This is a genomic window from Mycolicibacterium tokaiense, from assembly GCF_010725885.1.
Taxonomy (GTDB): domain Bacteria; phylum Actinomycetota; class Actinomycetes; order Mycobacteriales; family Mycobacteriaceae; genus Mycobacterium; species Mycobacterium tokaiense.
Genome location: NZ_AP022600.1, coordinates 5,858,612 through 5,873,241, shown reverse-complemented (window position 1 = coordinate 5,873,241; position 14,630 = coordinate 5,858,612). Strand labels below are relative to the sequence as shown.

General features: G+C 68.1%; 13 protein-coding genes. 10 read left to right on the top strand and 3 right to left on the bottom strand.

All coding sequences use genetic code 11. The features are described 5' to 3' along the window. The first annotated feature begins 1 nt into the window (after position 1). The 6 genes from G6N58_RS28305 to G6N58_RS28280 all read left to right on the top strand — a co-directional run bounded on the left by G6N58_RS28305 (position 2) and on the right by G6N58_RS28280 (position 7,829). Positions 2 to 862 carry an ABC transporter permease gene (locus G6N58_RS28305; protein ID WP_115280576.1) on the top strand — a complete coding sequence of 287 codons (861 nt, stop codon included), beginning with the start codon at positions 2 to 4 and terminating at the stop codon, positions 860 to 862. Further along, complete coding sequence (locus tag G6N58_RS28300) at positions 859 to 2,454, top strand: ATP-binding cassette domain-containing protein (RefSeq protein ID WP_115280577.1); 1,596 nt, start codon at positions 859 to 861, stop codon at positions 2,452 to 2,454. The genes G6N58_RS28305 and G6N58_RS28300 overlap by 4 nt, the downstream gene beginning before the upstream one ends. Before the next feature lie 76 nt (positions 2,455 to 2,530). Then, a complete protein-coding gene (locus G6N58_RS28295) occupies positions 2,531 to 4,171 on the top strand; it encodes an ABC transporter substrate-binding protein (protein ID WP_147289414.1) in 1,641 nt (546 codons plus the stop codon). A 1-nt stretch (position 4,172) separates the two neighbouring features. Then, positions 4,173 to 5,129 (top strand): LLM class flavin-dependent oxidoreductase, encoded by a 957-nt coding sequence (locus G6N58_RS28290; RefSeq protein WP_115280579.1) that lies wholly within the window; start codon positions 4,173 to 4,175, stop codon positions 5,127 to 5,129. Beyond that, positions 5,113 to 6,453: an NtaA/DmoA family FMN-dependent monooxygenase gene (locus tag G6N58_RS28285; protein ID WP_115280580.1), complete on the top strand. Its 1,341-nt coding sequence runs from the start codon at positions 5,113 to 5,115 to the stop codon at positions 6,451 to 6,453. The genes G6N58_RS28290 and G6N58_RS28285 overlap by 17 nt, the downstream gene beginning before the upstream one ends. Next, complete coding sequence (locus G6N58_RS28280; protein WP_115280581.1) at positions 6,450 to 7,829, top strand: aminotransferase class I/II-fold pyridoxal phosphate-dependent enzyme; 1,380 nt, start codon at positions 6,450 to 6,452, stop codon at positions 7,827 to 7,829. Before G6N58_RS28285 ends, G6N58_RS28280 begins: the two co-directional genes overlap by 4 nt. Positions 7,830 to 7,871: 42 nt before the next feature. On the opposite strand, the gene G6N58_RS28275 is transcribed toward G6N58_RS28280, so the two are convergent. After that, complete coding sequence (locus G6N58_RS28275) at positions 7,872 to 8,591, bottom strand: TVP38/TMEM64 family protein (protein WP_115280582.1); 720 nt, start codon at positions 8,589 to 8,591, stop codon at positions 7,872 to 7,874. Positions 8,592 to 8,624: 33 nt separating this feature from the next. On the opposite strand from G6N58_RS28275, the gene G6N58_RS28270 reads away from it, so the two are divergent. Next, positions 8,625 to 9,554 carry a squalene cyclase gene (locus G6N58_RS28270; protein WP_115280583.1) on the top strand — a complete coding sequence of 310 codons (930 nt, stop codon included), beginning with the start codon at positions 8,625 to 8,627 and terminating at the stop codon, positions 9,552 to 9,554. Here the strand turns inward: G6N58_RS28270 and G6N58_RS28265 are convergent. Beyond that, the gene (locus G6N58_RS28265) at positions 9,532 to 10,497 is read right to left on the bottom strand and encodes an isopenicillin N synthase family dioxygenase (protein WP_115280584.1); all 966 of its coding nucleotides are present in this window, start codon (positions 10,495 to 10,497) and stop codon (positions 9,532 to 9,534) included. The two genes, G6N58_RS28270 and G6N58_RS28265, sit on opposite strands and share 23 nt — an antisense overlap. Before the next feature lie 16 nt (positions 10,498 to 10,513). Then, a complete protein-coding gene (locus tag G6N58_RS28260) occupies positions 10,514 to 11,674 on the bottom strand; it encodes a nitrate ABC transporter substrate-binding protein (RefSeq protein ID WP_115280585.1) in 1,161 nt (386 codons plus the stop codon). A gap of 285 nt (positions 11,675 to 11,959) precedes the next feature. Between G6N58_RS28260 and G6N58_RS28255 the strand changes: the two genes are divergently transcribed. Genes G6N58_RS28255 through G6N58_RS28245 form a run of 3 tightly spaced genes read left to right on the top strand, consistent with a single transcriptional unit; the run spans position 11,960 to position 14,624 of the window. Continuing rightward, on the top strand, positions 11,960 to 12,715 hold the full coding sequence (locus G6N58_RS28255) for an ABC transporter ATP-binding protein (RefSeq protein WP_115281990.1): 756 nt from the start codon (positions 11,960 to 11,962) through the stop codon (positions 12,713 to 12,715). Beyond that, positions 12,712 to 13,575, top strand: a complete 864-nt coding sequence (locus G6N58_RS28250; protein ID WP_115280586.1) for an ABC transporter permease — start codon at positions 12,712 to 12,714, stop codon at positions 13,573 to 13,575. The genes G6N58_RS28255 and G6N58_RS28250 overlap by 4 nt, the downstream gene beginning before the upstream one ends. Positions 13,576 to 13,586: 11 nt before the next feature. After that, on the top strand, positions 13,587 to 14,624 hold the full coding sequence (locus tag G6N58_RS28245; protein ID WP_115281991.1) for an isopenicillin N synthase family dioxygenase: 1,038 nt from the start codon (positions 13,587 to 13,589) through the stop codon (positions 14,622 to 14,624). Positions 14,625 to 14,630 lie beyond the last annotated feature (6 nt).

The following is a 14,630-nucleotide window of genomic DNA, read 5'->3' as shown; positions in this document are numbered from 1 at the left end:
CATGGCAACAACATTCGCCTTTCCCGGCCGGTCGCTGTCCTCGGGACTGACCCGCTTCCGCAGCACCGGCCTGGTGATCGCCGCGGCCATCCTGGTGCTGCTGATGGTCGCCGTCGTGTTCCCCGGGCTCTACACCAGCCGCGACCCCCTGGCCAGCGACATGGCCAACGCCCTGGCCGCACCCAGCCTCGAACACGTCTTCGGCACCGACCATCTCGGCCGCGACGTCTGGTCTCGCGTCATCCACGGCGCCCGATACTCGATTCTTATCGGCGTGGCATCCACCGCGCTGGCCGTCGTCCTCGGTGTGCTGTTCGGACTGATCGCCGGCGTGGCGCACCGCCGGGTGGACGAGGGCATCTCGCGCGTCTTCGACGCCCTGGGGGCCTTCCCGGACCTGCTGTTCGCACTCATGCTCATCACTCTCACCGGCCCCGGCACCGGAAACGTCATCGCGGCTCTGGCGATCGCCTCGGCGCCGCGCTACGGCCGCGTGGTCCGGGCCGAGACTCTGCGGGTCCGCGAATCCGACTACGTGGCGCAGTCGCGGTTGGCGATCGCGTCGGCGGCCACCCGCACGGTGCGCCATGTCCTGCCGAATGCGTTGGGCACCGTTCCGGTGCTGGCCACCCTGGGCATCGGCACCGCCATCATCGGTGCCGCCGGGTTGAGTTTCCTGGGCTTCGGCCCGACCCCGCCGCTACCGGAATGGGGCGCGATGCTCTCCGATGCGCGCCAGGATCTGCGGATCGCCTGGTGGGTGGGATTCTTCCCGGGTCTGTTCATCACCGTCACGGTCATCAGCGTGTCGATCGTGGGACGGAACCTGCAGCGCCGCTTCGAGAGGCGGGCCGTGTCGTGAGCGAAGTCCTGGTGGACATCAAGGGCCTCACGGTGTCCTTCGACTCGGTGCGCGCCGAGGACGGCAGCGCGCTGGAGGTGGTCAGCGATGTCGACCTGACCATCCGGCGGGGGCGCATCCTGGCCATTGTGGGGGAGTCCGGTTCCGGAAAGTCGGTGACGGCACGCACCCTGATCGGGCTGGCCGGGGACGGAAGCCGGGTACAGGCCGAGACGTTCGATGTGCTGGGTGCCGACATCCGGGGGTTCACCGAAAAGCAGTGGCGCAAGGTCCGCGGCGCGCAGATCGGTTTTGTGCTGCAGGACGCGTTGACCTCGCTGGACCCCCTGCGCACCGTGCAGGCCGAGGTGTCCGAAGCTCTTCGGGTGCCCCGGCGGCAGCGTGCCGCGGCGGTGGAGGAACTGCTGGACTCGGTGGGGATCCCGGAGCCGGCCTACCGGCGCCGCAACTACCCGCATCAGCTTTCCGGCGGACTGCGGCAGCGCGCCCTGATCGCCTCGGCGCTGGCCGGACACCCCGACGTGCTGGTGGCCGACGAACCCACGACAGCTCTCGACGTCACCGTGCAGGCCCGCATCCTGCAGTTGCTGCGCACCTTGGCCGACGACGGCCGTGGGGTGCTGCTGATCAGCCACGATCTGGCTGTGGTATCCCGGGTGGCCGATGACGTTGTGGTGATGCACAAGGGGCGGGTGGTCGAGCGCGGTTCGGTGGACGAGGTGATCCACCACCCCCAGCACGACTACACCCGCAGGCTGGTGGCCGCCGTTCCGGGCCGCGAAACCCGCGGGCGCCGACTCAGCGACCTGGAATCCCCTGCGCTGCCGACGTTCTCGGTGGGCGCGGAGGTGGTCGCTGACGTCGCAGGTGTGAGCAAGTACTACCGGCAAGGCCGGCGTCAGCGGTTCACCGCGGCCGAGAACGTCACGTTCTCCATCCGGCGGGGGGAGGTGGTCGGCCTGGTGGGGGAGTCCGGGTCCGGGAAGTCGACGGTGGCACGCATCGTCACCGGCCTGCTGGCTCCCGATGAGGGCTACGTCGCGGTCAACGACACCCGGTGGGACGGGCGAACGGCACCTCGGCTGGGGGCCGTCCAGCTCGTGGCGCAGGATTCCGTGGGTTCCTTCGATCCGCGGTACACGGTGCGCGAGATCATCGCCGAGACCGTGGCACTCGGTCATGCGAAGGGCGCGCGGGAAGGCCGGATCCGGGAGCTGTTGGACCTGGTGCACCTGCCGCTCGGCGTCATCGACCGGCATCCGCGTTCGCTGTCGGGTGGGCAGCGCCAACGCGTGTCGATCGCCCGCGCGCTGGGTTCGGACCCCGAACTGCTGGTGTGTGACGAGGCGGTCTCTGCCCTGGACGTGTCGATCCAGGCGCAGATCCTGGACCTGCTGCTGGAGATCCGCGCCGACCGAAATACCGGTCTGCTGTTCATTTCTCACGACATCGGAGTGGTGCACCACGTCGCCGACCGGGTGCTGGTGATGCACCGCGGCCGCGTCGTCGAGGAGGGCACCGCCGACGAGGTGTTCGACAACCCCCGCGACGAATACACCCAGACGCTTCTCCAAGCAGTCCCCACGCTCTGAAACCAGCGATTTGTGGAGTCTCACCGGCGCTCAGCGCCGGTGGAACCCCACAAATCCCACGAAAGGAACCCACGAAGTGAAGAGACGATTGAGGCTGGCGGCCCTGGGGGCCGCCGCGATGCTGGCGCTGACTGCGTGCGGCGGCAGCGATAGTGGCGGTGACGCCGGCGGCGAGCCGGTCAGCGGCGGCACCTTGACCGTGGCGCAGGCCGACTACCCCGAAGAGGGGATGAACCCCCAGGTGCGTGGCTGCTGCTCGGAGGTGCAGGTGATGCGCAACGTCTACGACAGCCTGGTGGCCATCGACTACGACGAGTCCATCCACCCGTGGCTGGCCACGAGTTGGGAGCGCTCCGACGACGGCCTGACCTACACCTTCACGCTGCGTGACGACGTGAAGTTCAGCGACGGAGAACCGTTCAACGCCGCGGCCGTCAAGGCGAACTTCGACAAGATCATCACCGACACCGAGTATGCACCGTCGGTGGCCAAGAGCACCTTTCAGAACCTGGCCGCCACCGAGGTGGTGGACGACTACACGGTGCGGACGGTGCTCAAAGAGCCCACCGCCAACTGGCTGAACACCCTGGCCTCGCTGCAGGGCGGGCAGATCTCACCCAAATCACTGGAGAACCCGGATGCTGCTGCCGGCGGCGTGGGCATCGCCGGTACCGGGCCCTTCATCCTCGACGAGGTGGTCGAAGGTTCCGAGCTGCGATTCACGCGCAACGAGGACTACAACTGGCCCTCGGCGCTGGCGTCCCACGAGGGTAAGGCCTACCTCGACGAGCTCGTGGTCAAGATCGTGCCGGAACCAAACGTGCGGGCGGGCCTGCTGACCTCCGGTGAGGTGGATGCCATCGCCCAGGTGGCGCCTGCCGATATCGCGACCTTCGACGGCGTGGAGGGCTTCCAATTCGAGTGGAAGCCGTCCAATGTCTCGCCCTATTCGCTGTATTTCAACGTCACCGGTGACAACACCAAGGACGTCCGCGTCCGTCGGGCGTTGCGGGAAGCGGTTGACCTGAACCCGATCATCGACACCGTGCTGCAGGGCAGCTCGGATCGGGCCTGGAGCATCGTCGGACCGCAGAGCCCGTTCTACGACGCCAAATACGAGAACTCCTATGGCGGGAACATCGATGAGGCCAACCGGCTGCTCGACGAGGCCGGCTGGACGGGTCCCCGCGACAGCGACGGGTACCGCACCAACGCCGCGGGCCAGCGCCTCACCATCCGCTTGATCGCCACCGAGCCCAAGCCCCCGCTGTCGACCGTGCTCGAGGCGTATCAGGCCGAGGCCCGCACCAACGCCGGCATCGACGTGGATCTGCAGTTCCGTGACGAAGGCACCGTGGACGTGGTGCGCGAGACCAACACCTATGAGGCGTTCCCCCGCGCGGTCGGCGGCGTCGACATCGGTGTGGTGTTGGAGAAGATCTACGAGACCGGCGGTGCCATCAACGGGCCCAAACTGGAGGATCCGCAGGTGGACGGTTGGCTTGCAGACGGACGCACCGCGCTCGACGACGACGCCCGCAGGGCTGCGTACGACAGGGTGGCTCAGTACGCGCTGGTGGATCAGGTGACGACACTGCCGCTGTACACGGAGCGTTACAACGTGGCCGCCAGCAGCGCGGTGCACGAGATCGAGCGGTGGCTGGACCCGCCGCGCGGGATGACCAACTTCTGGGCCTACGACACCTGGAAGAGCTGACATGACGCGACCCACCCTGCCGGATTTCGGGATCTTCTTCCGCCTCAACGACACCGAGGCCGACCCGGTACGTCAGTACCACGACGGACTCGAGCTCATCGCCTACGCCGAAGAGCTCGGACTCTCGACAGCGTGGGTCACTTCCCACCACTTCCGTTCCGACAAGGGCACCATCGCCTCACCGCTGGTGTTCCTGGCCGCGGCGAGCCAGCGCACGAGCCGCATCCGGCTCGGCGCCGGTGTCGTCGTCATCACCTTGGAGAACCCGATCCGGGTGGCCGAGGATGCCGTGATCGCCGATGCGCTGTCCGGCGGTCGACTGCAACTCGGACTCGGCTCGGGGCTCGAGGATTGGGCGTTCGGTCCGTTCGGTGTCGACTGGGACGACCGACTGCGGGTGTACACGGAGAAGGCGGCCACCCTGCGCCGGGTGCTCGACGGGGATGACCTCGGCGGCGGCAAGCGGCTGTACCCACCGGCGGGAAATCTACGTCAGCGCCTGTGGCGGGTGGCCAGCGACCCGGCGCACGCCGCCGAGATCGGGGCGATCGGGGACAACCTGCTGTTGCGGTCGTCGAAAGCGCTGGACTACGAGGGCAATCTGCACCGGCACAGTGAGGCCATCGACGGATTCCGGGCGCACGCCGGGCCACAACAGCGGATCGCGGCTTCCCGCACGGTGATCGTCGCCGAGACGACCGCGCAGGCGCGCGCCATTGCGGGGGAGCGTGCCATCGCGCTGCACCGCAAGAATGGCAACGGTGACCCCTGGTACGGCGACCCCGAGCTGGTGCGCACCGCCCTGCGCAACGACCCGGAGCTGCATCTGGTGGACGAGGTGCTGCTCCAGGTGGCACCAGCCAAACTCACGCTGGCGCAGTGGAAGTCCAGCCTGGAGCTCACCGTGTCCGAGGTGCTGGCGCCGCTGCGGGAGGTGGTCCATGTCGCGACGGCCTGACGAGGGACTGATTCTCAACCTCAACCTGCTGCCGGGGGGCACCGCCAAGGGTTCGTGGCGGCTCGACGAGCACGATCCGTCCTGGTTCGTCACGCACCACCACTACGTCGAACTGGCGAAGATCGCCGAACGGGGCAAACTGCAGGCGGTGTTCCTGGCGGACACGCCGGCTTTCGACGGCGCCTACTGGCATCACCCCTGGCGGGCGTTGACCCCGTTCATCGCTCTGACTGCCGTCGCGGGCGCCACCCGGCGGATCGGACTCATCGGCACGGCATCCACGTCCTACAACGACCCGTACAACCTGGCGCGCCAGGTGTCGTCGCTCGATCTGGTCAGCGGTGGCCGTGCGGCGTGGAACTACGTCGTGACCGCGGGAGACAAAGCGGCACGCAACTTCTCGGCGCCGAATGCCCTGGCCAAGACGGATCGGTACGCCCGTGCCAACGAGTTCGTCGACGCCGTGGTCGCGTTGTGGGAGGCGTGGGAGCCCGACCCGATCGCCGGTGACCGTGCCAGCGGCGACTACCTGCGGCCCGGCGCCCTGCGGCCCGCGGCGTTCGCCGGCGAACGCATCCAGGTGGCCGGGGAGCCACTGGTACCGCCGTCGCCGCAAGGCCGGCCGCTGCTGGTCCAGGCGGGGGCGTCCGAGCACGGCATCGTACTGGCGGCGCGCACCGCCGATGCGGTCTACACCCACCAGACCGAACTGGGCGACGGGGTGACCTATCGTAACCTGTTGCGCAGCAGGGCGGCCGACGCCGGACGTGATCCGGATGCCATGAAGGTACTACCGGGGTTCTTCGTGGTGATCGGTGACACCGAGGCCGCTGCCCGAGCCCGGCAGCGGGAGCTGGACGAGGCCACCCCGGACGCCACCCGGGTCTCGTTCTTCGCCCGCCAGCTCGGCATCCCGGCCGACGCGTTGGACATGGACCGGACCTTGCCGTTCGATCTGCTGGCGAATGCCGAGATCAGCCGTACCGCGGCCAGTGAACTCGACGGGCTGCTGGACCGGGCAGCGAAGGACAACCTCACGTTGCGGGAGGTATTCCGGCTGCGCCGCAACGGCACCCAGCATGTCTCGGTGATCGGCACCCCAGAGCAGGTAGCCGACACCATCACCGACTGGTACCTGGCCGAGGCAGCCGACGGTTTCAACCTGCACATGGCCAGCTCACCGAGTGTGCTGATCGACTTCGTCGACCACGTGGTCCCCCTGCTGCAGGCCCGCGGGGTATTCCACTCCGACTACCAGGGCAGCACGTTGCGGCAGCACTACGGGTTGGCGCCGCACCGCCTGGGTTCCGGCGCGCTCGCATGACGGGCTTGCCGTCGGTGGCGCCCCGAAGCGCCGCGACCGGCCAGGTCGAGGCGGAATGGCTGGCGCAGCGGCTACCGGGCACCAGCGCCAAGGCGCTCGGTTCCGGACTGACCCGGTTGATCGATGCGGGCGAGTTGGCCCCGGGCGCGCAGCTGCCGACCATCCGCGACTTCGCCCGAGCCGCGGGCGTGAGCCCGGGTACGGTCATGACGGCGTGGAGCCGGGTGCGGGACACCGGACGCCTGGCGACCCGTCGCCGCGGCGGGACTGTGGTGGTGGACCTGCATGCCGCTGCACCCCGGGTGCTGGACTGGTCAGAGATTGAAATGTCGACGGTGACACCGGATCCGGCGTTGCAGCCTGATCTGGCGGCGGCACTCGTGCGGGCGCTCGACACTCCGGACCTGCATGCCGCGCAGCGGGCCTACATCACGCCGCGGCTGTTGCGCAGCGTGGCCGGTGAGTGGCCGTTCGAGGCGCAGGCGTGGAACTGCGTGGGTGGCGGCACCGAGGCGGTGGTGCTTGCCACCGCGGCAGCGGCAGGTGGCGGTCCGGTGGCAGTGGAGGAGCCCGTCAGTCCTGGATATCTGGAGATCCTGCGCGGTCTCGGGATCGAGCCGGTGGCGGTGCGTGCCGACGCCGAGGGCCCCACCATCGCCTCGGTGAGCGCCGCGCTGGACGCCGGGGTGACCGCGGTGGTGCTGCAACCCAGCGGCGCTTATGCGGTGTCCGGTGCGCTCAGCGAGCAGCGCGCGACGCGCCTGGCTGCACTGATGGCCGACCGCGCGCCGCACACCTGGATTGTGGAGGACGACAGCGCAGGCCCGCTGACAGACGGGGAGCCCGCGACACTGGGGACTTGCCTCCCGGGGCAGGTGCTGCGAATCCGAAGTTACTGCAAGGCATTCGGCATCGATCTGCGGACTGCGGTGATGGGCGGCAGCGCCGAGCTGATCGAAAGGACCATCCGGTTGCGCAGCTTCGGCATGGCGTCCAACAGCCGGATCCTCCAGAATGCTCTGGCTGCTCTGATCGAGGATCAGCAGACTGCCGACACGCTGCTCCGGGCCCGCGCTGTGTATCGGCGCCGTCGGCAGGCTGCCCTGGCCGCGTTCGCCCGGTCCGGGTTGACCGCCACCGGGAGTCCGGACGGGTTCGTGGTGTGGGTGCAGGTGCCCGATGAGACTACGACGCTGGTGAATCTGGCGCGGCAGGGGCTGGTGGTCGCGGCTGGGTCGACGTCGTTCGTCAACCCGCCGGGTGGGCTGCTGCGGGTGTCGGTGCTGCAGTTGCCCGATGACTGCGATCGGATCGACGAATTGGCGGAGGCGGTGCGGGCTGCAGTGCACTCGGCTGAGCGGGAGTACTTCGACTGACTGCGCCTCGCCACGACACCGAGACCGACAAGATGCCGCCAGCTACTCGGACTTTGGGGCCCGTGTGTCGGTTTCGGGCGTTCGGTGACCACGCCAGGCGCGCCAGCCGCGGTGGGCGGCGAAGGCGCCGATGACGGCGGTGACGCACCAGACCCCGATGGCGGTATAGGCCAGCGGAGCGGAGAACTCCCCGATGGAGGCGCCGAGGGCGGTGTAGACGAACGCCCGCGGCGCCGAGCCGATGAATGCGCCGACGGCCATCTGCCACAACGGAACCCCGAACGCGCCGAAGACGTACGAGGCCAGCGCATCCGAGATGCCCGGCACGAACCGCTGCCCGACCACGGCCCACAGACCGCGGCGCGCGATCTGCGCGTCGAGGCGGTCGGCCCGGTCCGCGCCGAGCAGTCCGCGGGCGCTCTCGCGGCCGGCGCGACGACCGACCAGGCTGGTGATGGTCGCGGTGCCGACGGTGGCACCCAGCGTCGCGAAGGTCCCGATCACCGGCCCGAACAGGAACCCACTGGCCGCGGCGAGCAGGGGCCCGGGCACGAACACCGCCCCCAGCGCCGCCGACACCACCACATACACCAACGGCGCGGCCGGGCCGGCCGCGCTGATGACGCCGCGGACGGCGTCGACGTCGATCACCCGCGCGACGGCCACGAGATAGAACAGCACCGCCAGGAACCCGGCGAACACGCCCAGGCGCAGAATGTGGCTCCGGCGGCTGGGCTGGGCCGGGCTCGCGTTGTCGGTCATCCTGACGCCATCCTGCCCGATTACCATCGGCGCATGCTCCACGACTCCGTGGTCGCCTGGCTGTTGGACTCCGACCCGGCCCTGCGCTGGCAGGTCGAACGTGATGTGCTGCACGCACCGCCCGAGGTGTGGCAGGCCACCCGGGCACGTGTGGCCGTCGAAGGCTTCGGCGCCCGCCTGCTCGCCCAGCAGGACGCGGATGGCCAGTGGGCCGGCGGTGCGTTCTTTCCCGCCGACTTCGACGAGGCCCGGGAAGCGCAGCCGTGGACGGCAACCACCTGGGCGCTCAAGGATCTGCGGGAGTGGGGTGTGGACGCCGCGGTGCTGGGCGACACGGCGCAGCGACTGGCCGCCCACAGCCGCTGGGAGTACGACGACCTGCCGTTCTGGGGCGGCGAGGTGGACTGCTGCATCAACGCGTGGACGCTGGCCAGCGGCGTGTGGCTGGGCGTGGACGTCTCCGGGATCACCGACTGGTTCGTCGATCACCAGCTACCCGACGGCGGGTGGAACTGCGAATGGGTGAACGGGTCCACCCGGTCGTCATTCCATTCGACGCTGAATGCACTGAAGGGCCTGGCCGCCTGTGACGGAGACGCCGCAGTTCGCCGCAGCGGCGAGGAGTACCTGTTGCAGCGCAGCCTCATCAACCGCCTGTCCACCGGCGAGCCGGTGGCGCCGTGGGTGGGGGAGTTCAGCTTCCCGTTCCGTTGGTGCTACAGCGTGCTCAATGCCGCGGACTACTTTCGGGCAGTCGGGCGCCCCGATCCACGGCTGGCCGACGCCATCACCATGATCCGGGACGCCCGTGCACCGGATGGCACCTGGCACAATGCCGGCCGCCATCGCGGCCGAGTCTGGTTCCACGTCGACGTGCCGGCCGGGCAGCCCTCCAAGTGGCTCACGCTGATCGCGTTGCGAGTCCTGGACTGGTGGGATGCTAGCGCGCGAAGTTCGCGCTGATCCGCTGCTGCAGATAGTCTTTGGCGCTGATCTCCGGATACTTGGCGCTCGGCCCGGCGATGGTGACCTCACTGTTGGCCTGGGCGAAAAACGCGATGCTGTAGCGCGCTCCGCGGTGGTCGTCCGGGCCCGGGCTCTTCACGCGATGGAAGTTCGACGGCAGCAGGTCGTCACTCCAGCGCATCAGCATGTCACCGATGTTGCAGGTGATGGCGTCCTCGGACGGTCGTACCGAGGTCCACTGCTGCGCGTCGCGCTCCTTGCCCGGGCACACCTGCAATCCGCCCTGGCCTTCCCGCTGGAACAGCAGGGTCAGGCAGTCGAAGTCGGTGTGCGCACCCGCGCGCCACACTCCGGTGAGGTCAGCATCTGCGGGCAGCGCGAAGTAGTGCAGCAGCCGCAGCGTGCTCTGGTAGGTCGACGACGACGGGTCGTGGGCCCGGGTGAAGAAGTCACGGTCGAAGCCCAGCTTGTCGGCGAACAACGACAGCAGTTCCATGGCCAGCTCCCAGCAGCGGTGCTCGAAATCCAGCATGGTCGAGGTGAACCCCGCCAGTTCCGCGTCGGTGGGCCAGAGGCCGTCCATGTTCGACAGCGTGACCTGATAGGACTCCTTCTGATCGGGGACGCCGACCGACGGCCGGATCTGGGTCAACTGCTCCCACCCGGAGTTGTACCGTTTCGGCCACCGCGCCTTGACCTCATCGGGTAGGGCGAAGAACTTCTCGGCCATGGCGAACGCCGCCCGGACCTCCGCGAGGTCGATGCCATGATCGACCACTTGGAAGAAGCCGATATCGGTTGCTGCGCTCCAGATTTCGTCGGCGATTTCTGAGCGCCGGGTCGCCAGACCGGCCAGCGAGATGCGTCGCACCTCGCGGTCACTCTCGGTGCCCAGCGCGCCCATGGCGCGTTCGCGTTGCAGTTCGGTCAGCTCTGTCATCGTGAGTCCTGTCCTGCTAGTTGGTGGCGATCGAGGGATCGCTGAAACGGTTGGTGAACAGCGTGTCCCCGGTCATCTCGGCGGGAACCACATTGCCGCTCCCGGCCAGCACACCGCGCAGATCCTCAACGTTGCGGGCGGTGCGGGCCGGGTCGTAGACGCCGAAGGAACCGTCGTCCTCGGCGGCCAGCAGGCCCTTGTCCACCAGAAGATCGGCGCTGAAGGCAGCTTCGCCCTCGGAGTAGGGCGAGTACGTGCTGTCCTGGGACACCACGTCGACGATCACCTTGTTGACGGCCTCGGGTGCGGCGGCGTAGTCCACCCCCGACTGCTGGATGATGGGCACCAGCTTCTCCAGACACGGTGCGAGTTCGTCGAGTTTGTCGGCGCGCACCGACATGTTGGAGGCGTAGATGTCATAGCCCACATCCTTGATCAGCCCGTAGCCCACGGGCTTGTCCCAGGACGGGGTGTCGTGCTCGTAGGTGTAGGGCTCGGAGTTGGCGAAACCCTGCTGCGCGATGGAGGGGTCGCCGACGAAGCGGGCCGGTGCGCCGTCGTAGCTGGTGTCGATCTGCGACTGCTGCAGCATCCCCTTGCCCACCATCCACTGCGGGAAGATCTGGTCCTTGGACACCACCACGGTGGCGTCGGTGGTGCCGATATCGGCGACCGTCTGCCAGTCGGGGTGACTGGCCGGATCCCACATCAGAATGGCGGGGCTGTATTTCAGCAGCGGAGTGACGCCGATGACGGGCTGGTCGGCGGCCGCGGCGATCAGCTGGTCCCCGTGCACGATGCCCATCACCAGGGTGTCGTCCACGTAGAGCTGCGACGGGACGGACTGAAAACCGATGGCGGGCCCACCGGACTTCAGCGTCAGATCGACACCGGTGTCCTTACCGGCCGCCACCAGCGGGCCCGTCACCGACTTGTCCTCGGTGTCCACCTGGTAGCCGGGGCCGAGCAATCCGAAGACGGCGCCCATGTCCGACTGCGGCTGCCACTGCAATTGGATGCCGACGTTCGCCGGGCACACATCAGCCAATGACTGTGCCTCAGGCGCTGTTTCGACACTGGTTTTCTGGGGGGTCTCTTCGCTGCTGTAGGCGCACGCCGACAGCGTGACGGCGACGCAGGCGGCGACGGCGCCTCCGGTGAGGCGGGATCGGGGCATGGTGGCTCCTGACGGGGCGGGACGGGGCGGGACGGTTTCGGCGCATCAACGGGACCGGTAATTACATGCAATCATGACCAGTGTTGCCGTTGGGTAAAACCTCGGCGGCATCGGCGGAAGTACCGGCATTAACTGCACGTTTATCGGATCTTCTTACATCGGGTTCACCTCGGGAAACGCGACCGTAATACATGTAATCAACCCTGAAAGAGACCAAAGCAATGTCAAGTGCATGCAGACTGATCAGGAGTCGCCGTGGAGTCAGCCCCCTCCTCGTCCCCGTCACTGCTGGAACCGTCGCCCGGCAGCCGGCCCGGGATCGAATTCAGTGCGGTGACCAAACGATTCGACACGGGGACCGTGGCCGTCGAACGGGCCGATCTGGCGATCGGACGCGGTGAGTTCGTCGCGGTCGTCGGCCCCTCCGGCTGCGGCAAGTCCACCCTGCTGCGCATGGCCGCCGGGCTGGAGTCGCCGAGCACCGGTGAGGTCCGGCTGGACACCACCTCGGTCGGGTTCATCTTCCAGGAACCCACGCTGCTGCCGTGGCGGTCGGTGCGAGACAACGTGGCACTGTGTGCCGAACTCGGCAAGGCCGACCGTGCGCAGAGCAGACAGCGTGCCGCGGAGGCGATTTCGGCGGTCGGGCTGGACCAGTTCGCCGACCAGCTTCCCAACACCCTGTCCGGCGGCATGAAGATGCGGGTGTCACTGGCCCGCGCCCTCACGTTGTCCCCGGACATCCTGTTGCTCGACGAGCCGTTCGGAGCTCTGGACGAGATGACCAGACTCGACATGCAGGTCGAACTGCAACGGCTCTACACCCAGCGTGGCTTCACCTCGATGTTCGTGACGCACTCCGTCTCAGAAGCGGTGTACCTGGCCAATCGGGTGGTGGTCATGACATCACGGCCCGGCCGGATCGCCGGCGTGGTCGACATCGACTTCGCCTATCCGCGGTCAGCAGAACTCCGCTTCGAGAACCGGTTCACCGATCTCGTCGCCGCGGTGTCGGCGCTGCTGCACGGGAGGCACTCATGACGGTTCTCGACACGCCCGCGCGCCTACTGGCGCGGGCCACTGCCCGCGCGGTGGATGCGGAACCCACCCGGTCCGCCCGGTTGCGGGCCGCGGTGGGATACCCGGTGCTGGCACTGGGCGCCGGACTGGTGATCTGGTCCGCCGTCAGCTACCTGTTACTGGAACCGCACCGCCGGTTCATGCTGCCGCCGCCGGTGGACGTGCTACGCAACTCTCTGCTGGACTGGTCGCACCTGCAGCCCATGCTGGCGGCGTTGTCGGTCACCGCCCAGGTGACCGCCGTCGGTTTCGCGGTCGCAGTGGCGGCCGGGATCGCGACGGGTGTGCTGATGTGTCAGGCACGTTGGCTGGAAAAGCTGATCTACCCGTACGCCGTGGTGATCCAGGTGATTCCGATTCTGGCGATCGTCCCGCTGATCGGACTGTGGCTGGGCTACGGCATGGCGGCGCGCACCCTGGTGTGCGTCCTGATCGCGGTGTTCCCGATCATCACCAACACGCACTTCGGGATCCGTTCGGTGGACCGCGGCATGCACGAGCTGTTCACGATCTCCGGCGCCTCCCGCTGGGACCGGTTGGTGAAACTCGAACTACGGGCGGCGCTTCCGGCCATCCTCACCGGAGTGCGCACCGCTGCCGGACTGGTGGTGGTGGGCGCCATCATCGGCGACATGTTCTTCGCCAAGGGCCAGCCCGGTATCGGCACCCTGCTCGACGTCTACCGCGGCCGCCTGCAGTCCGAGGATCTGATCGCCGCGATAGTGCTGGCATCGGTTTTCGGTGTGCTGGTGTTCGCTGCGATGGGCGTGGTGACCCGGCTGGCCGTCGGGCGCTGGCACGAATCGGGACGTCAACTGTGAAGGGAGAGAATGTGTTCGAAGTACCTGTGCTGGATGTCAGCGGATACGTGGCCGGCGGAGACGCCGCCACGGATCAGACCTGCGCGGCGGTGGCGGTCGCGTTGGACCGGGCCTGCCGCAGCGTCGGCTTCATCCAGATCGTCGGGCACGGTGTCAGCCCCGCTGCTGTTGCCGGCCTCACCGACGCCCTCGACGAGTTCTTCGCGCTGCCACTGGAGGTGAAGAAACAGTACCGGCGCGACCCGGCGACGAACCGGGGCTACTCACCGCCGAAAAGCGAATCGCTGAGCATGAGCCTCGGAATTTCCGCCAACCAGATGAACGACTACTACGAGGCGTTCACCGTGGGTACCCAGGCCGCCGACTTCGATGTGGAGCTGCCGGAATCCAGTTATGCGCCCAACAACTGGCCGGCCGACACGCCGGGCTTCCAGCCGAAGATCGAGGCCTACTTCCGGGAAACGCAGCGGCTGGCCCGGATCTTGATGGTCGCGTTCACCGATGTCCTCGGCCTACCCGCGGGGTACTTCGAGCCGATGATCGACCATTCGATCGAGGTCCTCAAGATGAACAACTTCGCACTGCCCGAGGGTGATGCGGAGATCGGCGCGGAGCTGCAGGGGATGGGGGCGCACACCGACTTCGGCATCGTCACCATCCTGTGGGCCGACCAAGTGCCGGGGCTGCAGGTGCTCGACCGCGACGGTGCCTGGCATGACGTGCAGCCCGCGGACGGGGCGCTGTTGATCAACCTCGGTGACGCCATGGCGCGCTGGACCAACGACCGGTGGTTGTCGACGGTGCACCGGGTGTGCCCACCCGTCTGCGACGGGCGCATCCAGCGCCGGCGTTCGGCGGCGTTCTTCTTCGACGGCAACTACGACGCGGTCCTCGAGGCGCTGCCCGGGACGCTGGCCCAGGGGGAGGTGGGCTACCCACCGATTACCGTTGCCGAGAACATCGCGATGAAGGTGGCCGGGCTGCGCACCGGTGTCGCCCCTGCGCAGCCGCTGCGGGAGGCGGCCCGGGTATCGGCCGCCGGGAACTAGGAGGGC

Coding starts and splice junctions, on each gene's coding strand:
- G6N58_RS28305 (WP_115280576.1), top strand. CDS start 2: ATGGCAACAACATTCGCCTTTCCCGGCCGGTCGCTGTCCTCGGGACTG.
- G6N58_RS28290 (WP_115280579.1), top strand. CDS start 4,173: ATGACGCGACCCACCCTGCCGGATTTCGGGATCTTCTTCCGCCTCAAC.
- G6N58_RS28285 (WP_115280580.1), top strand. CDS start 5,113: ATGTCGCGACGGCCTGACGAGGGACTGATTCTCAACCTCAACCTGCTG.
- G6N58_RS28280 (WP_115280581.1), top strand. CDS start 6,450: ATGACGGGCTTGCCGTCGGTGGCGCCCCGAAGCGCCGCGACCGGCCAG.
- G6N58_RS28275 (WP_115280582.1), bottom strand. CDS start 8,591: ATGACCGACAACGCGAGCCCGGCCCAGCCCAGCCGCCGGAGCCACATT.
- G6N58_RS28270 (WP_115280583.1), top strand. CDS start 8,625: ATGCTCCACGACTCCGTGGTCGCCTGGCTGTTGGACTCCGACCCGGCC.
- G6N58_RS28265 (WP_115280584.1), bottom strand. CDS start 10,497: ATGACAGAGCTGACCGAACTGCAACGCGAACGCGCCATGGGCGCGCTG.
- G6N58_RS28260 (WP_115280585.1), bottom strand. CDS start 11,674: ATGCCCCGATCCCGCCTCACCGGAGGCGCCGTCGCCGCCTGCGTCGCC.
- G6N58_RS28250 (WP_115280586.1), top strand. CDS start 12,712: ATGACGGTTCTCGACACGCCCGCGCGCCTACTGGCGCGGGCCACTGCC.